A 23,090-nucleotide genomic window follows, 5' to 3' on the forward strand; every position below is an offset into this window, starting at 1 on the left:
CATCGCCACTTCGGCTCAAAAGGCGGAGATCGGCTCCTGGACCGGAAGTTTGCCTTTTTGAACGCGAAGATAAATTTGCGGCCAGCGGGGCAATAGCGGTGGTCAGTAAAGCCGATAGCGCATATAATCGCCCCAGCCGGAGGTATCGGACGCAGGCAAGCTGCGCCTTTGAGCAGTTTTAGCCGTCGTCAGTTGGAAGCATTTTTTATGTTATGAAGACCGCTGCGCGCCCCACAGGCAGGGCAGTATCGCCAAAAGCAGGAAAAAGCACTGGATTATGAACACCGAAGTGAGTGATAAAGTATTGCAGGTGCGCACACAGTTGCGCGAACTATTGAGCAACTACCTCTGGGTCTGGCAGGACAAACTGCAGCAGGTCTTTGAATCGCTCCCGACCTACAAGGGTCATCCCAACCGGGCAGTGGCCGAATTACATCAGGCTCAGCTCGCTGCATTGAGCGAGGACAGCCTCTTTACCGGACGGTTGGGGGAGGCGATCAATTTTCAGCGCCGCTACCTGGCGAGCGCCGGGGGCCGCGAGATCGCCTACTTCAGCGCTGAATTCGGCATTCACGAGACGCTGCCCATCTACTCCGGTGGCCTGGGGGTGCTGGCGGGCGATCACGTCAAATCGGCGAGTGACCTCAATGTGCCGCTGGTGGCGATTGGACTGATGTACCGCCAGGGCTATTTCAACCAGCAGCTCAACGAAGAAGGCTGGCAGGTGGAGCGCTACAACGATCTCAATATCGACCTTACCTGTCTGCGGCCAGTGCTCGGCAAGGATGGCCAGCCCCTGCTCATCACCATTCCGATCGAAGAGCGGCAGGTGTACGCCCGCGCCTGGCTGGCCCAGGTGGGCCGCACGCCGCTTTACCTGCTCGATACCAACGTCGAGCAAAACGACGAGATGGACCGCTGGATCACAGGCCACCTTTACGGCGGCGACCAGGACACCCGGATCAAGCAGGAGGTGCTCTTGGGCATCGGCGGGGTGCGCCTGCTCGACGCCCTGGGCTATCGGATCAGTATTTTTCACATGAACGAGGGCCACGCCGCCTTCTTGACCCTTGAGCTGATTCGCCAGCGGATGCAGGCGGGCAGCAACTACGTGCTCGCTCGCGGCGAGATCGCCCGCTGCTGCGTCTTTACTACCCACACGCCGGTCCCGGCGGGCCACGACGCCTTTGCCCACGAACTGTTGTCGCAGGTGCTCGAACCTTATCGCCGCGACGAGTTGCGCATCTCGCAGTTCGACTTGCTGGCGCTTGGAGGCCGGGGCCGCTTTTCGATGACCGAGCTGGCCCTCAACTTGAGCGGTTCGGCCAACGCCGTCGCCCTGCGCCACGAAGAAGTCTCGCAGCGGATGTTTCCTTACCGCCAGATCACCCATGTCACCAACGGCATTCACCACCTAAGTTGGGTGAGCCCAGACATTGCCCGCGTGCTCGACGGCTCGATTCCGGGCTGGCGCGAGCAGCCGACGCTGCTGGCCCAGGCCCACAGCCTCGACAGTGAAGCCCTCAGGGCTGCCCACGCCAGGGCCAAAAGCCGGCTCGTAGAATTTATCAACGGCCACGACCACGGCATCGACTTCCAAGAAAACCTGCTTACGATCGGTTTTGCCCGCCGCTTCGCCACTTACAAGCGCGGCGATCTGATCGTAAAGGCGATCGACAAGCTGCCGCCGGAGGTGGGCGATCGCATCCAGCTGGTCTTTGCCGGTAAGTCCCACCCCCGCGACAACGGCGGCAAAGAATATATTCAGAAGATTGTCGAGTTGATGAGCGAAAAGCGCATCCGGCTGGTGTTTCTCGAAAACTACGACATGTCGGTGGCGCGGATGCTGGTCAGCGGCGTCGATATCTGGATGAACACTCCCCGCCGTCCCCTTGAGGCGAGCGGCACCAGCGGCATGAAGGCCGCCCTCAACGGCGTCCCCAACCTTTCGGTCCTCGACGGCTGGTGGGTCGAAGGCTACAACCGCAAAAACGGCTGGGCCGTCGGCGAAGACTTTGTCGAGGGCAACCCCGACGAGGACGAATTTGACGCTGCCAGCATCGCCCAGTTGCTCTCCGAGCAGATTCTAGACGAATTTTACGGGCGGCCTGCGGAGTGGATCGAACGGATGAAGGCGTCGGTTGCCACCGCTTCCTTCTTCAACACCCACCGCATGGTCAGCCAGTACGTCGAGCAGATCTACAAGCTGCCATTCGTTGCTGCCTGATGAGGAGCACTCCGCTCGGACCTGGGTAGGGTGGATATGCCATAATCGTGCGCGGACCAGATAGGAAACTGCCCGTGCCCGATTCGTTGCTCCTCGATGCCGCTCGCGGCAAACCCGTGGCCCGTCCGCCCGTCTGGATGATGCGTCAGGCGGGGCGCTATATGGCAAACTATCGGGCTCTGCGGGAGCGCTACGGCTTTAAGGAGCGCTGCGAGAACCCGGATCTGGCGGTCGAAATCTCGCTGCAGCCGTTTCGGGCCTTCGCCCCGGACGGGGTCATCATGTTCTCGGATATCCTGACCCCCTTCGACGGCATGGGCATCCCCTTCGATCTCATCGAAAGCCGGGGACCCATCATCGACCCGCCCATCCGCAGTCGCGCTCAGATCGACGCGGTGCGGCTTTTAGAGCCAGAGGCAGCCCTGCCCTTCATCCGCACGATCCTGCAGACGCTCCGGCAGGAAGTCGCAGGCAAGGCGACGGTTCTGGGCTTTGTTGGCGCGCCCTGGACCCTTGCCGCCTATGCCGTGGAGGGCAAAAGCTCCAAAGATTATGCCCTCATCAAGCAGATGGCCTACAGCGAACCGGCCCTCCTGCACGCTTTGCTCAGCAAGTTTGCCGACTCGATCGCCCGCTACGTCATCTACCAGATCGAGTCCGGTGCCCAGGTGGTACAACTGTTCGATACCTGGGCAGGCCAACTCAGCCCCAGCGACTACCGCCGCTTTGCTCTACCTTATGAGCGTCAGATCGTCGATCAGGTGCGGCAGGTCCACCCCGAGACCCCGCTCATCCTCTACATCAACCATTCCGCCGGTCTGTTGCGCCACGTAGCCGAGAGCGGCGTCGATATTATCAGCCTCGACTGGACGGTGGACATGGCGGAGGCGCGCGCGACGTTGGGCAGTGCCCTCGCCGTTCAGGGCAACCTCGATCCGTGCGTCCTTCTGGGCGATCACGACCAGATTCGCGAGCGCACCCTCGAAGTGATCCGCAAGGCCGGCCCCACCGGCCACATCATGAATCTGGGCCACGGCATCCTTCAGCAGACGCCCGAATCCGCTGCCCAGTTTTTTATCGAGACCGTCAAGTCCTTTGCCTGGTAAATTGCGATGACCGCCGTCCTCACCGATACCCGTAGCCGCGTGCGCGCCTTTATGCTGGGGCTGCAGGAGAGCATTACCTCCCGCCTCGAAGCGCTCGATGGCGAGGCCCGCTTTGTCGAGGACCGCTGGGATCGCGAGGAAGGAGGCGGTGGTCGCTCCCGCGTGTTGAGCGAGGGGCGCTTATTCGAGCGGGCCGGGGTCAATTTCTCCGAAATTTTTGGCGAGGCACTGCCGCCCTCGATTTTGCAGCAGCGCCCCGAGGCGGCAGGCCACAGCTACTACGTCACCGGCACCTCGATGGTGCTTCACCCGCGCAATCCCTACATGCCGACCGTCCACCTCAACTACCGCTACTTCGAGGCGGGGCCGGTCTGGTGGTTTGGCGGTGGGGCGGACCTCACGCCCTACTACGGCTTTCGCGAGGACGCCCACCACTTCCACGCCACCCTCAAAGCCGCCTGCGACCAGCACGATCCAACTTACTACCCGCGCTTCAAAAAGTGGTGCGACGAGTACTTTTATCTCAAGCATCGCGGCGAACCGCGCGGCGTCGGGGGACTGTTCTTCGACTACCTCGAAGGCGACTGGGAAAAGCTCTTTGCCTTTGCCCAGTCCTGCGGCAACGCCTTTTTGCCCGCCTACGTGCCGATTGTCGAGCGGCGATCGGGACTAGCCTACGGCGAGCGCGAGCGGCAGTTTCAGCTTTATCGCCGGGGCCGCTACGTCGAATTCAACCTTGTCTGGGACCGGGGAACGATCTTTGGCCTGCAGACCGGCGGTCGCATCGAGTCGATCTTGATGTCGCTGCCGCCGCTGGTGCGCTGGGAATATAACTACCGCCCCGAGCCGGGCACACCGGAAGCCGAACTGTACGAGGTCTTTCTTGTGCCCCGCGATTGGGCCTCTGAGTCTTCCCTGGGCTAGGTTTCTGGGGCGGCTATAGAATCTGCCGCCGGTGTGCCGTTTGCTTCTGTGGGAGCCGCTGTGATGCTGCCGGTCAGAACGACGCACAGGGCAGCGAGTAAAAAACCAGCGCTGCCCAGGGCGAGGCCCGTTCCGATTCCGAGCGCCTGCAACTGGGTTGCGACGACCCCGGCAGCGGCCATCGCCAGACCGCCCCCGCCAAAATACAGCCCGATCCCGAGACCGGAGTGCTCCGGTGGCACGCTCCCCAGCGCAAAAGCGTACAGCCCGTTGATCACCAGGCTGTGGGCAGCTCCTAAGGCCAGGGCCAGAGCAAAGGCAAAGCCTGCATTCTTGCAGACGGGCACCAGACAGATAAGGAGGGACATCGCCACCAGACCTGTAGCCATCGTCCGGCCATTGCCCACCCGCACCGCGAGGAGGCCCGCCGGGATGGCGAGGGCAGCGAAGGTGAGAAAAAGGGTTCCCATCACCGGAGCCGGGACGATCTTGGCGGCGGCGAGTACCTTCGGAAAAATGTCGGTGAGCAGCCGAAACCCGAGGGAGGCTCCCGCTCCGGCACAAAAAATCAGCCCCAGCCGAGTCAGCAGCGCACCGCTTCCCCCGTTTGTCTTGGACCGCTCCCGCCCCAGGGCCGGGGGTACCAATCGGGTCGAAATATAAATCGAGCCGTAAGGCAGCGATAGATCGACGGTGCGATCGAGGCGGCGGAGCACCAGCACCGCCAAAAGCAGCACCCCTGAGGCGAGGCAAAAAAGCGCCGGAGCGCCCAATCCTAATAGCCACGGGCGTCCGAGCGGGCCGAAGGCGCTTGCGATCCCTGTCGCTATGCTCAAGACCGCCGCCGCCACCGGCATCGAGGACGGGGCAGCGTAGCGACTGAGCAGCGCCAGGGCCGGGCTGCGAAAAACAGCCATCGCAAAGGACCAGCCGATCAAAAGCAGCGGCAATATCCACCGGAGCAACCCCCCTGGATGGGCAACGACCACCAGCGGCAGGACGACAAAGAGCACGCAGGCTGCCACCGTCCCGGCGACGATGAGCGGATAGCGCGAGGCAAAGCGGCGCTGGCGCTCGTCCGACAGGCTGCCCATCCAGGGCTCGACCGCCGCTGTGAGCAAGCCTTCGATTACCAGCAGCACCGGCACCGCCACCGGCGGAAACCCCAGTTGCCCGAGCAGTTTCGGCAGATAGAGGATGTAGGCGAGCCAGGCAAAGGCAATTGCCGCACTGAGCATCGCCAGACCAAACACGCGCCGCCAGAGCACAGGCGGGTGCTTTTTGAGACTATTCATCGCACCGCAACAGGACCGCTTTCGTATTGTCTCTGTCGAAGCGGGGGTTTGAAAAGAGAAGTGCAGGCGTGTACGTTCGTGCCTCCCGGCGTACAATAAACTAAGTCTACTAAACTAAGTTTGTTGTGAAGATATTCAATATTCACGAGGCGAAGACGCATTTGTCTCGCCTGGTCGATCAAGCCGCTAGAGGCGAATCGTTTGTAATTGCCAAGGCAGGCAAGCCCCTGGTAAAGGTCGTGGCTTTGAATGCTCCAGAGCCGGCTCAGATGAAGCGACGGGGCTTTCTCGCAGGCCAGATCGTCGTCCCGGAGGACTTTGATCGCCTTGGCAGTGCTGAGATTGAGCAACTTTTTACCGGTGATGCGTGAAACTGCTGCTCGACATCCAGCTGCTTCTTTTTGCTGCAGAATCGAACGACACTTCGACTGGCAGGCTGTCGGTTGAGGCCGCTGCCCTTATCGATGATGTTTCTAACGAACTGTTGTTCAGTGCAGCGAGTATCTGGGAGGTGACGATAAAAAACGGCCTGGGACGCGAGGATTTCAAGGTAAATCCACGTCTGCTCTGGCGCGGGTTGCTAGACAACGGCTATGTAGAGCTGGCAATTAGAAGCGAGCACACCCTGGCTGTGGGCAGCTTGCCCAGCATCCACAAAGATCCGTTCGACCGCCTGCTCATTGCCCAGGCAACGGTTGAAGGGATTATCTTGCTGACGTGTGATCCGGTGGTGGCCAGCTATCCAGGCTCTATTCTCAAGGTGTGACTAAAAATTTTCAGGATCGACGCCCAACTCCCTCAACTTCGCTGCCATCTTTTCAGCTTTCTCAGCCCTTTCCTCCAGCGTTAGAAAGCGTTTTCCCGATGGGTCGCACCAGTAGAGCCATTCGCGCTGCCAGCCCATATGGGTACCCTGGCCTTTGCCCAGACCGAGACCGATTTCTGGCAGCCAGAAGTAATGTCTCTCCAGTCCACTGTCGGCGGGTGCAGGTGTACCGGCAAGCGATACATAGCTGTCCCCTTCCAGCCGATGCACTTCCAGCCGGGCTTTGCGCTTGCGTTTAGAGTTATAGATGACGTAGTAGCGAACGCGTGACATACTCCCAGCCCTAACCGCATAGCGGTATAGGGTGGGCTTCTCGCTTCACAGTCCAGCTAGTGCTTCGGACTCCGCGAGCTTTAAGAACGGGATGACCCTCCGCCCTTTTCCACATGTTCCGACCTGAGTTTTCATCTCTATCCAACTCCAAGCCACAGTGCGGGCAACAATGCCGTCTATCGCTTAGAGTTTTGGCAACATGAGCATCGCAATCGGAACACATTTGCGTTGTACCAGATGGATTCACTCCAATCGTTAAGCACCCAGCTTTTTCAGCTTTGTTTGCCAAGATTGTAATGAATGTTCCCCAACCAGCATCATGCACTGATTTGGCAAGATGAGTTCTTGCCAAACCTTTGATATTTAAGTTCTCATGAGCAATAACCTCGTATTTTCGCAATAGTAAAACTGCTGTCTTGTGATGGAAGTCTTTGCGTTGATTTGCGACTTTGGCATGAAGTTTTGCAACTTTGCAAACTCGCTTAGCCCTGCGCTTACTCGCCTTATTCTTTTTGCGAGCAAGCTTGCGTTCTTCCTTTGCCAAGCGCTTTTCGGCTTTCCTGTAGTACTGGGGAATGGGAACATGTAAGCCATCGCCGGTGACTAGAAAATCTTTTAAGCCAAGGTCAATACCTACACCTTTCTTTACATCAATATCAGGATTAATCGTTGGTACAGATTCATCAAGCAGACTGAAAGTAATGTACCAACCGTCTGCTTTCTTGCTGATACAAGCCGTCTTAACATCGAAACCTTCAGGCAAAGGACGATGTTGAATCAGTTTGATACTGCCAAGCTTGGGCAAGTTTACCAAATTTCCAACAATCCAATCATTATCAGCTTGTGTGTAAGTGAATGAATGGTAGCGACCTTTTCCTTTGAATCTCGGTTTACCACTACGCTTGCCTTTACTATCACCCTTCAAGTAACGGTCAAAAGCAAGTCCCACGCGTTTGACCATATCTTGAAGCACTTGGGAGTGAATCTCTTTGTACCCAGAACGTTCTTTTTTAAGCGTCACGAGAGAACGTTTCTGACTGTAGTAATCAGGCTGTTCTTTGGGTGGGGCGATGCTTGAAGTGAGAGGGCAGGCATTAACTGGGCAACGATTAAGTTCCCACCAATCAAAGCGTTCGGCAAGTAGCCAGTTGTACTGAGAGCGCAACATATCAAGCCAACGATTCAAGTCTTGAACCTGGCTAGCCCTGGGGCGCAATCGGTACTGGTAGGCTAATCTCATGTTACGATGATAATGTATAGCGCCGTAGGTGTCAAATGCCTTACGACTCCCACTCCAGAGCAGTTTCAGACCTCAACGCTCACATAGTGCTTACCACAAAATACCGTCGCAAGGTCGTCAGTCCTGAACTTTTGGCAAGGATGACCGAGATTATGGCATCGGTCTGTGAAAAGTGGGGAGTTGAAATACTTGAGTTTAATGGCGAGGCTGACCACGTTCATCTACTCATGCGTTATTACCCGCAATTGCAACTCAGTAAGTTTGTCAACAATGTGAAGACAGTGACAAGCCGGATGCTCAGGAAAGAGTTCATGCCCCATATCAAGAAGTTTTACTGGGGTACGGAGGCTTTCTGGAATAGCTCTTATTTCGTTGCTTCTTGCGGAGGTGTGACTGTGGAGACCCTGAGAAAGTACGTTGAGAGTCAATCTGAGATACCCAATGAAGGTGATTCATCCCAAAGCTGAGCTTGCGCTACAGCGTGGGGCTTCTCGCCAAAACCTGCTAACGCTGCATAATCGCGCTTTTTTTTGGAGTGCTCCCCGCCCCTGCTCTCTGAGACAACCTCCAGAAACAGCGCTGGAATCGCACCGTTCTCTTCCCAGAGGACGTAGCTCAGCCGCCCGTCTTCCAGTTCCGGTGGATTGCGCTCCATACCGAGGCTCAAAAAACCGTCCGGCACCATCGGCGGCTCGTCGGGATGGTAGTAGACGCCCATATCGACAGCAAAGAACCAGTCGCGGCGGTCTTTCCAGATCCAGCCCAACAAAGTGAGCAGCAGATTGGGCAGCAAATTCTGCAGTTCGTTGTCCACCGGGGCACCGTCCGAATCGGGCAGCTCCTCCGCTGCCGGCAGAAATCCCTTCGGATCGTACAGAGAAATCATCGCTTATCCTGCGCTCACCCCCCAGCTTAGCCAGAATTTCAGTCCGCTTCCCAATCTTCGAGTCTTAAATTGCTTACTCGATTAAATTCGCGGACATTATGTGTTATCAATGTCAAATTGTTTGCCAAAGCAATAGCTGCGATCTGCACATCGTAGGCTCCAATTGGAGTGCCCTTTGATTCCAGTTCTGCTCGGACTATACCAAAGGTAAAAGCTGCAAGATCGTCGAAGGGTAATGATATAAACTGCTCTAAGAATGCCTGTTGTAGCCTGAAGTTTCGTTCTGGATAGGTACTCTTCATAGCACCAAAGGATAGTTCTGCCTTGACTACCGAGCATACGGCCAGCTCTTCAGCAGGAGTCGCATTGAGTTTTAGCTGCAGGTTTGAGTTTTTACCCTTTAGGTAAATAATGCAAATATTCGTGTCAAGAAGATATTTCATTCCAAAGATTCACGCTCAGGTTGTGCATTTTGAGGTTGTCTCAGGAAAGTCTCATCCTGAATGCAACCATAAAACTGTGCAGGAGGTGCCTCTTCGACTTGTTCTATCGTACTAGTACGATAGACAATCACAACATCGACATCCATGTTTCGGGCCTCCGGCAGATGAACTTTTAGAAGACCGTCACTGCCAATATGAAGTTTTCTTTGAATACTGTGCATGTTTGCTCCTCGGGTCTGGAATATCTCATAATTTGCATCAGCGATAAACGAGAATGATCACGCCTCGACTTTCTCAATCTCCTTTCCCAACTCAATTGAAATTTCGTGCAGTTTTCCGATACGAGTTCCAGCTCATTCATCGCCTCATGCGCAATTATAGCTGGTTTAGCTAGTCCATTGGTGTTGCTGTTGCTCTTGCTTGGTCGAGGTCAACTTTGACCAAACCAACTGTAGTCTGGTCTGCAATCTTTTAAGAGTTTGGGTGAGTGCTCTGCTGCAGTCTGGCAGCCCGCTCTTCCCAGTCAGGCAGGTAGGCAAACATGAAACTCTTAAAGACCCTACCGTGATTTGGTACCAGCAGATGAACCAGCTCGTGAACGATCACGAACTCACCGAGTTCTCTCGGCAATGGCAGCAGTTCCGTATTGAGGGTCAGGCGTCCGGCTGTCGAGATGGAGGCCCACTTGTTCGACATCTGCCGCAGGTGGATCTGTTTTACTTTGACTCCGATACGCACTGCCCAATGTCTGGCGGCCCAGCGCAAATCTTCGTGGTCGTACCAGCGATCGGACCGTGAAACCGGAATTGCTGTAGTCGGGCTCATACGCGCTGCAGTTTGAGCAAAGTGTTGGCCAGGTGAATCATCTTTGAAGGACCGGCGAGCGTTCGCAGGTTCTTGTACAGTTCGGCGCGCAGCTTGGCCTTTTCTGATTCGTTCCACAGGTAGTCCGGGTACGCCTTGAATAGCTCATTAATGCGCTCTGCCTGGGCCACCGTCAAATCTGGTACCACCAAATTCAACGCGGTGTAGATAGCGTAGGTGTTTTCGTCCACCGCCAGACGCCGACGCTCGGCGTCCGCCTCGATATATTCGCGGGCCAGCCGCTCGAACTCTTCGAGAGCCTGCTGGGTGGTCAGTTGCCGGTCCTCAAACTTCAGGACGACTTCCTCCGCCCTTTCACCTATAGACAGCAAGAAGGGCTTGGCCTGGCTCTCCGCAGCCACCTTTGCCGCCAGCAGCTTGCGCAGGTTGAGCACCTTGGCGGTATCCGAGGCATTGCCATCCTTGATGGCCGCTAATTCCGCCGGTCCCAGTTCATAGATCGTAGCGGGAGTGGCGAGATTGGAGACGGCGGTTCCCTGCCGCAGCAGGTCCATCGTCTTGCGGGTGAGTTCTTTGTCGATGTACGGATCAGTTGAATAGGCGTTGCGAATCTCGGCGTACAGCTCTGCCAGAGCCTGGTAGTCGTCGATGAAGGGTCTGAGAAAGGCATCCGGGGAGAGAATGTCGTACAACGACTGGACCTGCTTGAAGAACTTGAAAAACTCCTCGCGGACGCGCACCTCCAGAAAGTGCTCGATGGCCCGCTCCCTGGCTTTATCGTTCCAGCCTCTGGTAAGTGACAGGTATTTTGGGGCCGCTTCGCTCATCAGGGTCGTGAACAGATGCTTGAGAACGTCGATATTTTGGATAGCTGTGGCTACGGTCTCGGGGTCGAAGGCCAGAGCCCTTTCTAACCGCTCGAAGATGCCCACAAAGTCGAGCACAAAGCCGTAAGATTTTGGCTGGTTGTTCTCGTCCTCGTAGGGCCGGTTGACGCGGGCGATGGTCTGCAGCAGGACGTGATCGCGCATGGGCTTGTCGAGGTACAGACAGTACAAGATAGGTGCGTCGTACCCGGTGAGCAGTTTTTCGGTGACGATCAAGATCTTCGGCAGGGAGTCCTTCTTGATGAAGTCCCGGCGGACCTGCTTCTCGGCTTCCGGGGAGAGGGCGTACTGCCTGAGTTTGGGCGGATCGTTGTGCAGGGAGGAATAGACGGCCACGGACCACTCGGGCGGCAGGTGCTTGTCGAGGGCTTCTTTATAGAGGACGCAGGCTTCGCGGTCCACCGCCACCAGGAACGCCTTGAAGCCCATCCGCTCGACGTTCTCCCGAAAATGTTGAGCGACGTGGGCGGCGATCTGTTCTATGCGGCTGGGTGCTTTCATCATCTCCTTGAGGACGACTGCTCGATCCAGCACAGCGTTGAGTTCTTCGATGTCGCTTACCCCCTCGGTGTCCGCCAGGTTCAAAAATTGCTGTTCGAGTGTCTCCCGCTCCACCCGCAACTCGGAGGGGGCGAGGGTGTAGTTGAGCTTCAGCGTCGTGCCATCCTCGATCGATTCGCGGATCGAATATTTGTCGAGATAGCCCTGTTCGTCGTCGCAGCCGAAGACCTTGAATGTCCCCTTGCCACTTGCCAGCCGGTCGATAGGCGTACCGGTAAAACCGATATAGGTGGCATTCGGTAGCGCTGCCATCAAATAGTTGCCAAGATCGCCCCCGGTCGTGCGGTGTGCCTCGTCCACCAGGACGACCACTCCTGTACGAGGATTGATTGCAGCCGGGATGTCGTCGAACTTGTGGATCATCGACACCACCAGCCCCCGGTGGTCGCTTGCAAGGATCTGCTTGAGGTCGTTCTTGTTCTGAGCAACCTTCACAGCACCGATGCCGTAGGCGGAGATGTTCTTGAACAGTTGGGTCTCCAGTTCGTTGCGGTCCACGAGCATCAGCACCGTCGCCTTCTCGGTGCCCGGCACATCGCGCAGCAACTGAGCGGCAATGGTGATCATCGTGAGGGTCTTGCCGCTGCCCTGGGTGTGCCAGATAAGCCCGCGCCGCTTTACCGGATCTTGTACTCGCTCGATCACCCTTTCGACGGCTTTAACCTGGTGCTGACGCAGAATGATCTTGAGCAGTTGGTCGTCGCTGGTCAGAAAAAGAATGTGGTCGTGCAACAGCTTCAAGAAGCGGCTCCGGCTGAAGAACGCTTTGACCTTGCGCTCATAATCGCCCTGGATCTCCTCCTTCCAGTTGAAGAGATTCTTGCGAACCGTATTCCAGGTAACGCCATAGTAGAAGTCCCACAGCTGCGTCACCTCGAACACCTGGGCCGCCGTGAACATCTCGGGCGTCTCATTGTGATAGCGACGAATCTGGTCTATCCCCTCGGCCACGGCGTTGGGCTTGCTGCTGGCCTTGGTCTCGGCCACAGCCACGGGGATGCCGTTGATGAGAAAGACGACATCGGCCCGGTTATTAAAAGCCACGCCCTGCTGCCGCCATTCCTCAGTGACCTGAAAGACGTTGTTCTCAAGCCCATCGAAGTCGATGAGCCTGACGTTGCGCTCCCGCCGCTCGCCGGGTACAAAGACCGACTGCTCGCCGCGCAGCCAGGTGAGCGCGTCGCGGTTGCCCTCGATGGTGGGCCTGAGCAGCGTCAACTGCCGCAGAATGTCCGCCGCCCTGGCAGCGTCAACCACATTGGGATTGAGGCGCAGCAGTTGTTCCTCCAGGATGTTGTTGAAGTAGAGCCCCGCACTCCCACCCCGCAGTGCCAGGGCACGCTCCGGAGCGACATACTCCCAACCGATCCCACTGGCGTACAGCAGCATCGGGTTCTGGACGGCAGAACGTTCTGACATGCTGGGCCTCCCCTACAGTAGAGGAATGTATTGTAACTGGCCGTTGAGTTCTCCCAAAACCCAACCTGCCCGGTGGCCCCTCGTTCGGTATCAAGGAACGGTGTTCGCTGGTCCTATGCGCTATAGCCGCTGAAGCAATTCGTCATATTCGGCGTGAGAGCCAATCCAGAACCAATAGATGTGATCCTCCTCCAGTAAACCGAGGGCACGGTAGTTCAGGCCGATGCGAGCCGATGTAGATAGGTTGACGCTAGCTGACGCACTTGAATTGGATGCTGTTGTGGTATGGATCCGATTGCCAGAGTGCATAAGCTCTGACCGCCTGTTCCCGAACCGATTCAGGTAACTCAGCAAGCCGTCTGCGAAATGCCCTCGTAGTGCTGGATTTCACGACCCAGGCGGGAAAAGGTCACTTAGAGGAGCAACATCGCCGTCTACAATTTCCTGGCGAACAAGCTCCGAGAGCCGGTCCCACTGGCTATCTGTCGTAGCTTTGAATTGCGCCTTCCAGTGTTGTTCATCTTCCAACTCGGCAAGGAGACGAGCAGCAATTGCATCCTGTTCGTCAGCGGGCAATGTCTTTAGTTGAGCGATCACTTGTTCGAGTAATTCAGTCATAGCAGCACACAATTTTTTATCCTGGGATGTTGTGAGCAAGAGCGTTTTCATCGATTAGAGGTAATGCGGAGAGCTGACCAGTCATCAGTTCTTCGAGCATCGCCTTAAAGAATTCTTGTAAAATAGCTATTTCCTTTTCGAGTGTAGTAGCTTTCATTTCTGCAGCAGTCAAGATCATTGAAATAGCATCTTGTTCCTTCAGATTTATAGGCATAGGGAGTACAAGCTCTTCAATTGCAGAAGTATCTAAGCGTTTGGTCCCATGCGCGGAAGTGCCAATAGCTCTAGAAAGACTAGACTTGCGCCACACGACCGCTCTATAAATGTACTCAGGATTATATCCAGGATTTACGCTCATACCTTTGAGATCTTGATTGAAGGCCATAGGAATTTCTGCAATCGCGAGTGGAATATCTTTGGCAAGCACCATGCCTCTAACAACTATAAAAATAGTCTTAGCAGGTGCTAAGCAAGAACCATTATTCAACGCCTCATGAGTAATATAGTCCTCAACATTATTCAGCCGAGGCTTTTTCAAATCTTTAGGACTGATCCAGGGAATATTACCCTTCCACCAATCAAGGCGCTCCTTAGAGGGTGTACCTCCACTAAGCAAACGTGCGATTGACTTGAGTGGAGCAAGCTGCCAACTCTCAGGAATCTCACCAACCTCCGTCTGCTTCGTAGGCTCGCTGCGAGTGCCGTAGGTGAATAGGTGTTGCATGAGAGCTGCCTTGCGCTCTTTTTCCAACGTTAATTCATGTTGACGAGCCTTGAGAGTTTTCTGAATTACCTGAAGCACAAAAGTAATTACGTTTTGTTCCTGATAAGAAGGAATAGTAACATTCAGAGCTTGTTTATAAAGTCGCTTCAGATTTTGGTGGGTGCAAGCGCTTGAGCATCAGTCGGATCATCGACACGTACACCATCGCTTCATGCGTCTCCGGCCATTGCTCATAATCTTTACTCAAACGACGACAGCGACCTAGCCAACCAAACGTCCGCTCCACCACCCATCGTTGGCGCTGCACCACAAAACCCTTGCCCTGCTTTTCAACGATTTGCAGCTTCCAGCCACAGACCCGCTCGATTGCCTCACCTAAAGGCCCCTGATAGCCTTGGTCGGCCATCACCGTCAAAAGGCGTGGTTGCTGGTCTTTCATGCCCATCAGCACCCCCACTGCTCCCTGGCTGTCATGGATGTTGGCCGCATGCACAAAGACAAACAGGAGCAAGCCAAGGCTGTCTACGGCGATATGGCGCTTGCGGCCCTTGAGCTTTTTGTTGCCGTCGTAGCCCGTCTCGAAGCCCCTTTTTCTGTGCTCTTGACTGACTGGCTGTCGAGTAAGGCCAAGCTGGGGTCCGCCTCCCGCCCGGCCTGCAGGCGCACCCGCTGCCTGAGAGTGCGGTTGATCGCCTCCCAGACGCCTTTATTTCTCCAGCGGGCAAAGTAAGCGTAGACCGTCTGCCAGGCCGGGAACTCACTGGGCAACATCCGCCATTGGCAACCGGTGCGGTTGAGGTAGAAGATGGCGTTGAGCACCTCGCGCAAGTCGGTCGTGCGCGGGTGGCCGCCAAACTTCGCGGCTGGCAACAGCGGAGCAATGCAGTTCCACTCTTGGTCAGTGAGATCGGTTGGATAGGGCTTGCGAGACATCGGCACAGGGTAATTATCTGCGTAGACTATAGCTCCTTCCTATCTTTATAAACAAGCTCTAAGGCTCAATAGCATTTTGTCGAGCTTCTACTAGATCAGTGATAGTGGTTGATATGAAAGTTCTTCCCCTTTCTAAAAACTCAAAACCCATTCCGTAATGTCGCCCGCAGTAAGTATTGCCAAAGCCATAGTAAGTATTGACGATCGTCTTATATCCATGCCGAACAGTTAGCTTCTTGTTCGATTCTGTGATGTCCTTCAGGATTCTATCAGCAGATAAGAGGAAAGCGTCGCTATCAATCAATTCCATGTCTTGTACGTCATTTTTATAAAGTCGAACCTCTCCTATTTCTCCGTTTTCTAGCAGTCTACGAAGCATTTGCAGGTACAACTGAACCGCATCCTCTGCTTGAGCACAAAATGCCAGAGTACTTATTTGAACCACGGCATCCTCTTTCTAATCAGAGTATACCCGTTAAATTTGAGATCCATGTTCTGCTGTCTTTGAGAAGCTAGTTTTGCTTTCCGTTATGGTCTGCAGAAACAATCAATGCTAATTTTTCATAAAACTGTGTAAGGTTGGCTGTCACAAACTTTTTATGATAGATAACCAAACCAGCTTCTGCTTCTACAAAGTCAATGTCCTCACTTTGCAAAACAGCATTCAACAAGTCATCTTCGGATATTGACTCGATGTCTGCTATCGGATAAAAAGACTTGATATCTTCTATATAGCTGTCAAGATGGCGATGGAAGCAAAGATAATTTCGTCTGGGATCGCCAGAGGACTCCATGTCTACGCACTTTATAGACAGTGCGCCTGCATCGGCGATTAATCGTATTTCTTTGAGCAGCTCTTCAAGATTTTTACTAGCGACTTCATCTCCGTAAATGTACCAAGTGTAGTCTTTTGCATCTCCCACTTCATAAACCAAATTAGCTTGATTATTATGAGCCGATGGAAAGTAAAAATCTTTTCCGACAATGTTAATAATAGCCCTATTAGGACTTTCTACAATACCACCAATTTTTGATTTTCCATAACGCTTAGCGGACCACCAAAGTACGATCATAATCTTCTCTTGATCGCACTGCTGGCAATAGTCGAGCATTATTTGCTCAGCTTGATCGATATTAACTATTTTCTCTAGCCTAAGGTCAGGCTTAAGATACGCGATATACTCATCTTTTCTAACCTCTATTCGTACTAGATAGTCGAAGAGCCTGCTATCTTTGAAAGTGTGAAGTAGAGTTTTCGACAACTCTAAAATATTAGAGTCGGTTGCAAATTTTACGGCGAATTCTACCTCTAGTCCCACTCGTTCCTCCTCTACTTATGGGGGTTCCAATGCACTTGCTCTTGAGGCACAAAATCTCTTTCTTTAACCCGAACAGGCACGCCATCAATAACTACTGGTTCCAGCTTTCCAGAAGCATTTGCTCGCATTAATTGACCATTCGCATCGACACTATAGCTTCTATCGCTGAATGATGAGTAGCCTTTGCGCACATAAATGTCGAATTCCCCTATTGCGTTTTTCTTTAATCCTTCACCATCTTTGATGCTCTGGGCTACTGCTTCAAATTTTTGAAGTATATGACCAATATCTGGAGTTTTTTGGTTTTTGACCTCTGCGGCTATGAACTTGCCATCATTTCTTTCGACCATAAACTCTGGTGCAGGCATTTCATTTCTCCTGCGACCAAATACTCTCGCTATTTCTGCCTCTCCAATATACTTCTTCCCATCGGGAGGCACAGACGGACTGTCAAGCGTCTCCTTGAGGACGCTTGCCTCATCAAATGGCATGTTGTTGTCTTTGGCGAGTTGTCTTGTTTGCGGATCGTAAACATCCTCGTTCTGGTACTTACCATCTGGCCCAGGTACCGCTCCTGGACGTACATAGCTTTCATTTCTAACTCGTGCTTCATAGACCTGAGGTTTTTGTAGATCTTCCTCAAGGTTTTGCTTTGCCTGATTGTAGATGTCCCAGCCGTTTTTGAAGATGCCTGCCCCCTCGGCTGCCAGGGCTGCTCCCGCAGGTATCGCCACTACAGTCTCTGAACCACCAAAAGCAATTGCTGCTCCCCCGCCTCCCAGTCCTCCGCCAAAGGCCATTTCTGAGATGCCCTGCACACTGGCAGCGATGTCACCTAATACTTCGCCAAACTGATACGCTCCTGTGCCTTGATCGTTGCGCGAAAGAATTTGAGACCAGTTGGGGTCAGCACTGGTGAGATAACCGTACAGTGCTCCCTGCTCGAACTGGTTGATCGTGCCAAACACGCTGCCCAGGGGATTTTGATTTTGCTCAGTTTCAGGTTTTGTCCAGTCCTGCGTTGCCTGGGTAGCAGCTTCGGTGTTGAAGGGGGTACTGGCGTTGAGCGGCAGGCTGGGGTCAGTGCTCAGAGTCGGCTGATTGGGGTCAGTGGGTTTGAGAATCTGGGTTTCTGAGACTTCGAGATTGAAGGGGGCCGCTCGATTAGTGCTATTGGCTGGGCCGATGGTGGCGGCAGCGGCTGGTAGTCCTGAAGGAGAAGCCCCAGTGCCGTCGCCTGTAGCGGGCGTGGCAGGCTCGCTGGTCTGCTCTGAGTTCTGGCTGTCCGGTGGATTGGATGGTTCCTCGCTTTGCTCTTGCTCAGCATCTGACGGAGGGAGCTGCTCATTGCTTTGTTGGGAGTCGGCATCTGAGGGATCGGTAGTATCTGCTTGCTCATCCGGGGAGGTGTCCGATTCCTGCTGATTGTCCTGATCGTTCTGGTCTTGTTTGTCTGACTGCTGGTCTTGATTGTCCTGACTTTGATCTTCCTGGTTCTGCTGCTCGTCTTGATCTTCCTGGTCTTCTGGCGCTTGTGCTTCTAGATCCTGCTCATCTTGCGGCTCCTGCTCTTCCTGGTCTTCTGGCTGTTGCTCTTCTGAGTCTTGCTCGTCTTGGCCCGCCTGCTCGTCTGGCTGTTGATTGTCTAGATCTTGCTCGTCCTGATCATCCTGTTCGTCCGCATCCGGCTCTTCTTGTTCGTCCTGGTCCTGCTCGTCCTGCTGGTTTGATTGTTCGTCGGCGTCTTCTTCTGGCGGGGTTTGTTGCTCAGAAGTGGCTTTCTGGGATTTGGCCTCTTCCTCGGCTGTGTCCTGCGGCTCGCTCCTTTCGCCAGCCGCCGGCTGTGATGGGTTTTCGGGAAGGGCGGCTTTTCCAGTCAGCGTTTCTCCTCCCAAAGCCAGAACCGGCAACTCGCCCAAGGCGGGCGGTGCGGACGGCCATGAGAAAGGCTCTGCCATTGGAGCGGCACCGGAGTCGGGCACAAAGCTGGAAGGAAAGCGGTTGGCAAAATCAGTAGGAAAATCAGCAGAAGCAGGCTGTTCGGAGGAAAGTGACTCTGGTTGTAGCAAGATCGGGTTACTGCCGTCCTCTTGCTGTGTCGAATCGGGAGTATTCTCAGCGGCTTCTATCTGGAACGGACTGTCGGGCACCTCTGGCTGCTGTTCTTCCTCCAGGCTCTCCTGTAACTCGGCCTCGGTCTCGGTCACGCTCTGCGCGTCGCTTTCAGCCTGTGCTACCGCCTCAAAGTCATAGTCTTCAGGCCAGGCCAGCAGCGGCACCTGATTGAACTGGTTGGGGTCCAGCTAGTTGGGATCGGTGCCTATCTCAGAGTTGTCGGTACAACCCCAGTTCGCAGCAAAGTCTGTCACTGAATAGCCGTTGTCCGCCGCTGCGACTTCAGAAGCGCCACCAAAGGTCTGCTGATCGAAGCCGGAGAGCCCATCTTGCACAAACGGGTCATCGAGATCTATTTGTTGCGACTCATCTTGCTCGTTGTCTTCCTGCCAGTCAGCAGGATCATCGAAAGCCTCAAAGTCGGTTTCTTCGTCGAAAGTTGTCCCAGGGCCATCGTCCTCCTCTTCGTCTTCGTCCTCGCTAGATTCCTCTGGCTGAAAATCTTGCTCTTCGGTGTCTTCGTTGCCTTCCGAAGGCGGCGGCTTGTTCTCGTCTGCTTCTGGCGGCTCTGAAGGGAAGATATCTTCGGGCATGAGAGTGTTGCGGGTGAAGGGGTTGCTGGACGGGTTGGAAGTGAACCACGGGATAGGCGCGGCACATCATGTGGGGCAAATGCGCAACAAGACAAAGAGAGAGTGCTGGACAGGAACTATGGCTGTTGCAAATTTATCAGAAAGAATGAAGTGTCACTCATCCCAGGATGAAAATCCTCCCAACGGATGAATTCCAATGATTGGACAAGTTGATACCTAAATCTAGTGCTTCAACACAAACATTCAGAGCATGTACAGGTTTTTGCGGAGTGTCATTTTGCCGATAGTGTATCTGCGCTACAGGCGGATAGTTTGACCGGAGGCCGCCGCTTCGTAGATAGCCTGCATAATGCGCACGTCGCGCAGTCCTTCTGCGCCGGGTGTGTGCGGTTCGCGCTCTTCGGCGATGCACTCGGAGAGGTGATCGATCTCAAGGGCAAACTGGTTCTGGTTCGGGATTTGCTTTTCTTGTTCGCCCTGTTTGTCGCCCACCACCAGCCGGTGCCGCTCGTAGTCGGTGGCCGGGTCGAGGTCTAAAAAGGCTTTATCGCCGAAGACCCGGTAGCGCTTCACCTCCGCACAGCCGTAGCTGGAGGTGCAAGTGGCCTGGGTTCCAGAAGGAAAGCGCAGCAGGAAACTCACTGTCTCCTCGACTTGCTGAAAGCGGGGATCGCCTACAGGACTGTAAACCATTGCACTCACCGCTACCGGCTCCTCGCCTGTGAGGTAGCGGGTGGCATTGAGGCTGTAGATGCCAATATCGACCAGTGAACCGCCCCCCGCCAGTTTCTTGTCCATCCGCCAGCGATCGGCGGGATCGGCAGGATCGAGGATGCGTCCGTGGTCGGCGACGATGAGCTTGAGCTTTCCCAGCTCACCCTTGCGGACCATCTCGATCGCAGTGCGGTTGAAAGGGTCGTACTGGGCGCGGTAGGCGATCATCAACTTGCGGTTTGCCCGGCGGCACTCGGCGATCATCCGTTCGCACTCGGCTGGGGTAGGGGCCATTGGCTTCTCGCACATCACATGCTTACCTGCCCGCGCCGCTCGCACCGTAAATTCTGGATGCAGGGCATTGGGGACGATTACATAGACGACATCGATCGCCGGATTGCTCTGGATCGCATCGAAATTTTGATAGTCGTAGATGTTGCCCGGCTCGACGCCGTACTGGCTTGCTACCTGGCGGGCCTTATCGGGCGTGCCGCTCACTAAGGCCACCAGTTTCGAGCGCTTGCATTCGGCGAACGACGGCAAAATCTGGTTGAGGGCAAATTTGCCCAATCCCACGACGGCCCAACCTAAGCGGCGCTCCGGCGGAAACGGTGCGTTCTCAGCTTTTTGCTTGGGGACCGGTTGCTGGGCCGCTGCCGCCTGAACCAGCTGCTGTCCGATCAAAAAACCGCCGCCCACGCCGTACAACAACCCGCGCCGCGTCCACTCTCTACTCTGTCTCTGCATCGCCCGCTCCCGGCTTTGGGTCCAGGCTAGAGGCCGGGTTGTGCCCTGCTCCTCCTGCCCAGGACGGATCTCACCCAAGGCCAGATCAGCACCTTCAACTGCTCATCTTGTCATCTTGAGCCAGCCAAAAACCTCATTGGCTGTCAGGGCAAGCTCAATTTCTGGCAAAACCGGCAACATTTCGTCTCCCCGTAGCAGCACAGGTTGTCGATCGCGTGCGAACGCCAGGATGCTCAGACCGTCCGGATCGACCAGCCAACCCAGACGAGCGTCGTAATTCAGGCAGTGGAGGATGTTGCCGATTACCTTGTTAACGTTCTGTTCTGGGGAGAGAATTTCAATTGTCCAATCCGGAGGCAGCTCGAAGTTATCGGGCACTTCGTCCACAACAATAAAAGGGATGTGCTGCCACAGAAATATCGCAACGTCGGGCACAATCGAGCGGTCGCCAAAGGTGCATCTCAACTCGGGAAAAGCAGAAGCAATCTGCTGTGCTTCTGCTACCCGGTTAATCGCTGCGCAGAGTTTGGCCTGCAGACGGCTGTGTCTTCCTTTGGGTATCGGTTTGTGGACGATCTCGCCGTCTATGTATTCGCTGGCAGGTTCTGTTTCTGGAAGCTTCAAAAATTCTTCCAGGGCGATAGGCGTAGTCGCTGGAACATTCATCCTGGCAAGAGTTGAAAGGAGATGCCGGTGGTCAGAGTCGAACTGACATGCCTTTCGGCGAACGATTTTGAGTCGTTTGCGTCTACCATTTCGCCACACCGGCAGGTGTGTCGCCTATTATAGGCTGCCGGTCGGACCCTCAGCCAACCTGGGCTGCCGGTTCTTTTTCAAGGGGCCGGTAGTGTTCGCCGTTTACGAGGCGGCGGTAGTTCTCAGAGCGCGTCCAGCGGTCGAGTTCTTTGGCGCGCAGCACCGGCACCGGATGGGACTTCTCGGCGGTGGCAGCGAGCTTGAGAGCCTGACTCAACTCGTCCTCGTCCGCCGCCTCGTAGGCGCGGGCCTGGTCTAAGAAAGCGACCGGATCGAGTTTGTGAACCAGGGAGGGCGAGCCGCCGCAGAGTTTCATCATCAACGAGACCAGCACATCCACGTCCTGGGTGACGAGCAGCGCGGCCCGGTCGCAGCTAAATTCGGCGGCCCGCAGCCATTCGAGCATCGCACTGCGCAAAGGAGCGGCAAGAAAGGGGCCGTAGCGCGGGATCTGACCGGCGGCGAGCACGAAGAGGTTGGCGAGGGTGAGGTAGACGCCGTGGTCGCACTTGAGGTGGCCGAGTTCGTGGGCAATCACCGCCTGCACCTCGGCGTCGGTCAATAATTCGAGCAACGAGGTGTGGACGACGACAAAGGCGCGCTCGTCGGGCACAGCGAAGGTGTAGGCGTTGGGGACCGGGTGCTGCTTGATATAAAGCTGCGGCTCGGCGATGTCGAGTACGGCGCAGGCTTCGACGAGCAGGGCGTGCAGGTGCGGCAGTTGCCGTTCGCTTACCCGGATGCTGGAGGAGATGTTCTCTAGATAAAAAAGTCGGCCCGCCGCCGGAGCGAGGCCATAGCGGATGAGCCAGTCGAGTCCCGGCAGGGCAGCGAGCGAACGGGTCGCCCGCGTGTCGAGGGGATGGCGAAAACTGTCGGGGTGCAGACCGCTGAAGTATTTTCTGGACATCGAACCGGCTCAAATGAACGTTCCTTCCAGGGTACCAACTGGCTTGCCCATTGCTCTGTCTGCCGCGAGGAAGAGGGGCAACACAACCGCATGGCCTAGACTGTGGTGGGCGCGCCAAAGGGTACAGGCGATGGCTACGGAAGCACTCAAGGGCTCTGAACTTATAGATTGTGCGAAGGCGAACGCGGATCTGGGGATGCAGGTTGCCTGCGAGCGCTGCGGCTATGGCCGCGATGAAGCGCTGTTTTTCTCAGAACTGAAGCGGGCTTGCGCCGCGATCGGCATCGAACTTGAAGATTTCGACGAGCTGGTTATCGATTCGCGCCGGGGCATAGTGGACGAAGGCGTCGAGATCGCCCCCGACTCGACTGCGCGGCTTTGAAGCGTTCCTGATTGGTAAAGCGACTATGACCGACACGACCATTACCAAGATCAGCTCCGGGTCATCTCCCCACGGCAAACTGGGCCAGAAGTACCTGGCTTCGGGGGTGCATGTGGCGATGCGCCTTTGGGAGGGGGAGCAGCCAGGTGAACCCAAGCCTTCCGCCAGTCGCGAGTACGAGACCGTCGGTTATGTGATCTCAGGCCGGGCAGAGCTGCACATCGAGGGCCAGATGGTGCTGTTGGAGCCGGGCGATTCCTGGACGGTGCCCAAAGGTTCCAGCCACACGTATAAAATTCTCGAACCCTTTACGGCAATCGAAGCGACCAGCCCGCCCGCCCAGGTCCATAGCCGCGACGAGTAGGGA

At 55.3% G+C, this 23,090-nt stretch carries 24 protein-coding genes, 1 tRNA gene and 3 pseudogenes; 8 read left to right on the forward strand and 20 right to left on the reverse strand.

Translation table 11 applies throughout. The annotated features are described in order from the left end of the window. The first annotated feature begins 277 nt into the window (after nt 1-277). From glgP to hemF, 3 genes are all read left to right on the forward strand, one after another. The gene (gene glgP, locus GKIL_RS06295; protein WP_023172628.1) at nt 278-2,227 is read left to right on the forward strand and encodes an alpha-glucan family phosphorylase; all 1,950 of its coding nucleotides are present in this window, start codon (nt 278-280) and stop codon (nt 2,225-2,227) included. Nucleotides 2,228-2,364: 137 nt separating this feature from the next. Continuing rightward, nucleotides 2,365-3,333: a uroporphyrinogen decarboxylase gene (hemE, locus tag GKIL_RS06300; RefSeq protein ID WP_420841398.1), complete on the forward strand. Its 969-nt coding sequence runs from the start codon at nt 2,365-2,367 to the stop codon at nt 3,331-3,333. Between the two features lie 6 nt (nt 3,334-3,339). After that, on the forward strand, nt 3,340-4,257 hold the full coding sequence (gene hemF, locus GKIL_RS06305) for an oxygen-dependent coproporphyrinogen oxidase (protein ID WP_023172630.1): 918 nt from the start codon (nt 3,340-3,342) through the stop codon (nt 4,255-4,257). On the opposite strand, the gene GKIL_RS06310 is transcribed toward hemF, so the two are convergent. After that, complete coding sequence (locus GKIL_RS06310; RefSeq protein ID WP_023172631.1) at nt 4,254-5,552, reverse strand: MFS transporter; 1,299 nt, start codon at nt 5,550-5,552, stop codon at nt 4,254-4,256. The two genes, hemF and GKIL_RS06310, sit on opposite strands and share 4 nt — an antisense overlap. A 125-nt stretch (nt 5,553-5,677) precedes the next feature. Between GKIL_RS06310 and GKIL_RS06315 the strand changes: the two genes are divergently transcribed. Together GKIL_RS06315 and GKIL_RS06320 are read left to right on the forward strand one after the other, a co-directional pair. Beyond that, complete coding sequence (locus GKIL_RS06315) at nt 5,678-5,923, forward strand: type II toxin-antitoxin system Phd/YefM family antitoxin (RefSeq protein WP_023172632.1); 246 nt, start codon at nt 5,678-5,680, stop codon at nt 5,921-5,923. Then, nucleotides 5,920-6,318 (forward strand): type II toxin-antitoxin system VapC family toxin, encoded by a 399-nt coding sequence (locus tag GKIL_RS06320; RefSeq protein ID WP_023172633.1) that lies wholly within the window; start codon nt 5,920-5,922, stop codon nt 6,316-6,318. The genes GKIL_RS06315 and GKIL_RS06320 overlap by 4 nt, the downstream gene beginning before the upstream one ends. Here GKIL_RS06320 and GKIL_RS06325 read toward each other — a convergent pair whose 3' ends face one another. Both GKIL_RS06325 and GKIL_RS23405 read right to left on the reverse strand, forming a co-directional pair. Next, the gene (locus GKIL_RS06325; protein ID WP_023172634.1) at nt 6,319-6,651 is read right to left on the reverse strand and encodes a hypothetical protein; all 333 of its coding nucleotides are present in this window, start codon (nt 6,649-6,651) and stop codon (nt 6,319-6,321) included. 10 nt (nt 6,652-6,661) lie between these two features. Next, complete coding sequence (locus GKIL_RS23405; RefSeq protein ID WP_245595868.1) at nt 6,662-7,837, reverse strand: RNA-guided endonuclease InsQ/TnpB family protein; 1,176 nt, start codon at nt 7,835-7,837, stop codon at nt 6,662-6,664. 89 nt (nt 7,838-7,926) lie between these two features. On the opposite strand from GKIL_RS23405, the gene tnpA reads away from it, so the two are divergent. Further along, entirely contained in the window at nt 7,927-8,358 is a 432-nt protein-coding gene (gene tnpA, locus GKIL_RS23410) for an IS200/IS605 family transposase (protein WP_023172636.1), read from the forward strand. A gap of 38 nt (nt 8,359-8,396) precedes the next feature. On the opposite strand, the pseudogene GKIL_RS06335 reads toward tnpA, so the two are convergent. The 17 genes and pseudogenes from GKIL_RS06335 to GKIL_RS06405 form a co-directional block, all read right to left on the reverse strand. Then, a pseudogene (locus GKIL_RS06335) lies at nt 8,397-8,777 on the reverse strand (Uma2 family endonuclease); the annotation flags it as partial. Nucleotides 8,778-8,815: 38 nt separating this feature from the next. After that, entirely contained in the window at nt 8,816-9,220 is a 405-nt protein-coding gene (vapC, locus tag GKIL_RS23415; protein WP_023172638.1) for a type II toxin-antitoxin system tRNA(fMet)-specific endonuclease VapC, read from the reverse strand. Continuing rightward, nucleotides 9,217-9,441, reverse strand: a complete 225-nt coding sequence (locus GKIL_RS23420; protein WP_023172639.1) for a hypothetical protein — start codon at nt 9,439-9,441, stop codon at nt 9,217-9,219. Before GKIL_RS23420 ends, vapC begins: the two co-directional genes overlap by 4 nt. A gap of 250 nt (nt 9,442-9,691) precedes the next feature. Continuing rightward, nucleotides 9,692-10,045: a M48 metallopeptidase family protein gene (locus GKIL_RS06340; protein WP_023172640.1), complete on the reverse strand. Its 354-nt coding sequence runs from the start codon at nt 10,043-10,045 to the stop codon at nt 9,692-9,694. Further along, nucleotides 10,042-12,912: a type I restriction endonuclease subunit R gene (locus tag GKIL_RS06345; RefSeq protein WP_023172641.1), complete on the reverse strand. Its 2,871-nt coding sequence runs from the start codon at nt 12,910-12,912 to the stop codon at nt 10,042-10,044. The genes GKIL_RS06340 and GKIL_RS06345 overlap by 4 nt, the downstream gene beginning before the upstream one ends. 120 nt (nt 12,913-13,032) lie before the next feature. Then, nucleotides 13,033-13,303, reverse strand: a pseudogene (locus tag GKIL_RS25860) (ParE family toxin-like protein). Continuing rightward, entirely contained in the window at nt 13,300-13,530 is a 231-nt protein-coding gene (locus GKIL_RS06350; RefSeq protein ID WP_023172643.1) for a hypothetical protein, read from the reverse strand. Before GKIL_RS06350 ends, GKIL_RS25860 begins: the two are co-directional and overlap by 4 nt. A 16-nt stretch (nt 13,531-13,546) precedes the next feature. After that, nucleotides 13,547-14,281: a restriction endonuclease subunit S gene (locus tag GKIL_RS06355; protein WP_144080335.1), complete on the reverse strand. Its 735-nt coding sequence runs from the start codon at nt 14,279-14,281 to the stop codon at nt 13,547-13,549. A 106-nt stretch (nt 14,282-14,387) separates the two neighbouring features. After that, nucleotides 14,388-15,187, reverse strand: a pseudogene (locus GKIL_RS23430) (IS5 family transposase). A gap of 58 nt (nt 15,188-15,245) precedes the next feature. Then, a complete protein-coding gene (locus tag GKIL_RS06370) occupies nt 15,246-15,632 on the reverse strand; it encodes a hypothetical protein (RefSeq protein ID WP_144080337.1) in 387 nt (128 codons plus the stop codon). A 67-nt stretch (nt 15,633-15,699) separates the two neighbouring features. Next, entirely contained in the window at nt 15,700-16,506 is an 807-nt protein-coding gene (locus GKIL_RS06375) for a hypothetical protein (RefSeq protein ID WP_023172648.1), read from the reverse strand. Nucleotides 16,507-16,517: 11 nt separating this feature from the next. Beyond that, nucleotides 16,518-18,785 (reverse strand): hypothetical protein, encoded by a 2,268-nt coding sequence (locus GKIL_RS06380; protein WP_023172649.1) that lies wholly within the window; start codon nt 18,783-18,785, stop codon nt 16,518-16,520. 24 nt (nt 18,786-18,809) lie between these two features. Beyond that, nucleotides 18,810-19,214: a hypothetical protein gene (locus tag GKIL_RS22400; protein WP_023172650.1), complete on the reverse strand. Its 405-nt coding sequence runs from the start codon at nt 19,212-19,214 to the stop codon at nt 18,810-18,812. Nucleotides 19,215-19,511: 297 nt separating this feature from the next. Then, nucleotides 19,512-20,675, reverse strand: coding sequence for a Gfo/Idh/MocA family protein (locus GKIL_RS06390; protein WP_023172651.1), 1,164 nt, complete (start codon nt 20,673-20,675; stop codon nt 19,512-19,514). A 102-nt stretch (nt 20,676-20,777) separates the two neighbouring features. After that, on the reverse strand, nt 20,778-21,341 hold the full coding sequence (locus GKIL_RS06395) for a Uma2 family endonuclease (RefSeq protein WP_023172652.1): 564 nt from the start codon (nt 21,339-21,341) through the stop codon (nt 20,778-20,780). A gap of 22 nt (nt 21,342-21,363) precedes the next feature. Further along, nucleotides 21,364-21,444: transfer RNA gene (locus GKIL_RS06400), tRNA-Leu, on the reverse strand. A gap of 36 nt (nt 21,445-21,480) precedes the next feature. After that, nucleotides 21,481-22,341: a M48 family metallopeptidase gene (locus tag GKIL_RS06405; RefSeq protein ID WP_023172653.1), complete on the reverse strand. Its 861-nt coding sequence runs from the start codon at nt 22,339-22,341 to the stop codon at nt 21,481-21,483. 130 nt (nt 22,342-22,471) lie between these two features. Here GKIL_RS06405 and GKIL_RS06410 point away from each other — a divergent pair, with 130 nt between their 5' ends. Beyond that, entirely contained in the window at nt 22,472-22,723 is a 252-nt protein-coding gene (locus GKIL_RS06410; RefSeq protein ID WP_023172654.1) for a hypothetical protein, read from the forward strand. Between the two features lie 25 nt (nt 22,724-22,748). Continuing rightward, complete coding sequence (locus GKIL_RS06415) at nt 22,749-23,087, forward strand: cupin domain-containing protein (RefSeq protein WP_023172655.1); 339 nt, start codon at nt 22,749-22,751, stop codon at nt 23,085-23,087. Nucleotides 23,088-23,090: the final 3 nt, after the last annotated feature.

The sequence above is a fragment of the Gloeobacter kilaueensis JS1 genome (assembly GCF_000484535.1).
Lineage (GTDB): Bacteria > Cyanobacteriota > Cyanobacteriia > Gloeobacterales > Gloeobacteraceae > Gloeobacter > Gloeobacter kilaueensis.

What these genes read in the sequence shown, in the direction of transcription:
- GKIL_RS06310 (WP_023172631.1), bottom strand. Translation starts at nt 5,552, where the DNA reads ATGAATAGTCTCAAAAAGCACCCGCCTGTGCTCTGGCGGCGCGTGTTT.
- glgP (WP_023172628.1), top strand. Translation starts at nt 278, where the DNA reads ATGAACACCGAAGTGAGTGATAAAGTATTGCAGGTGCGCACACAGTTG.
- hemE (WP_420841398.1), top strand. Translation starts at nt 2,365, where the DNA reads ATGATGCGTCAGGCGGGGCGCTATATGGCAAACTATCGGGCTCTGCGG.
- GKIL_RS06405 (WP_023172653.1), bottom strand. Translation starts at nt 22,341, where the DNA reads ATGTCCAGAAAATACTTCAGCGGTCTGCACCCCGACAGTTTTCGCCAT.
- GKIL_RS06390 (WP_023172651.1), bottom strand. Translation starts at nt 20,675, where the DNA reads ATGCAGAGACAGAGTAGAGAGTGGACGCGGCGCGGGTTGTTGTACGGC.
- GKIL_RS06415 (WP_023172655.1), top strand. Translation starts at nt 22,749, where the DNA reads ATGACCGACACGACCATTACCAAGATCAGCTCCGGGTCATCTCCCCAC.
- tnpA (WP_023172636.1), top strand. Translation starts at nt 7,927, where the DNA reads ATGCCTTACGACTCCCACTCCAGAGCAGTTTCAGACCTCAACGCTCAC.
- vapC (WP_023172638.1), bottom strand. Translation starts at nt 9,220, where the DNA reads ATGAAATATCTTCTTGACACGAATATTTGCATTATTTACCTAAAGGGT.
- GKIL_RS06410 (WP_023172654.1), top strand. Translation starts at nt 22,472, where the DNA reads ATGGCTACGGAAGCACTCAAGGGCTCTGAACTTATAGATTGTGCGAAG.
- GKIL_RS23420 (WP_023172639.1), bottom strand. Translation starts at nt 9,441, where the DNA reads ATGCACAGTATTCAAAGAAAACTTCATATTGGCAGTGACGGTCTTCTA.
- GKIL_RS06395 (WP_023172652.1), bottom strand. Translation starts at nt 21,341, where the DNA reads ATGAATGTTCCAGCGACTACGCCTATCGCCCTGGAAGAATTTTTGAAG.
- GKIL_RS06350 (WP_023172643.1), bottom strand. Translation starts at nt 13,530, where the DNA reads ATGACTGAATTACTCGAACAAGTGATCGCTCAACTAAAGACATTGCCC.
- GKIL_RS06325 (WP_023172634.1), bottom strand. Translation starts at nt 6,651, where the DNA reads ATGTCACGCGTTCGCTACTACGTCATCTATAACTCTAAACGCAAGCGC.
- hemF (WP_023172630.1), top strand. Translation starts at nt 3,340, where the DNA reads ATGACCGCCGTCCTCACCGATACCCGTAGCCGCGTGCGCGCCTTTATG.
- GKIL_RS22400 (WP_023172650.1), bottom strand. Translation starts at nt 19,214, where the DNA reads ATGCCCGAAGATATCTTCCCTTCAGAGCCGCCAGAAGCAGACGAGAAC.
- GKIL_RS06345 (WP_023172641.1), bottom strand. Translation starts at nt 12,912, where the DNA reads ATGTCAGAACGTTCTGCCGTCCAGAACCCGATGCTGCTGTACGCCAGT.
- GKIL_RS06340 (WP_023172640.1), bottom strand. Translation starts at nt 10,045, where the DNA reads ATGAGCCCGACTACAGCAATTCCGGTTTCACGGTCCGATCGCTGGTAC.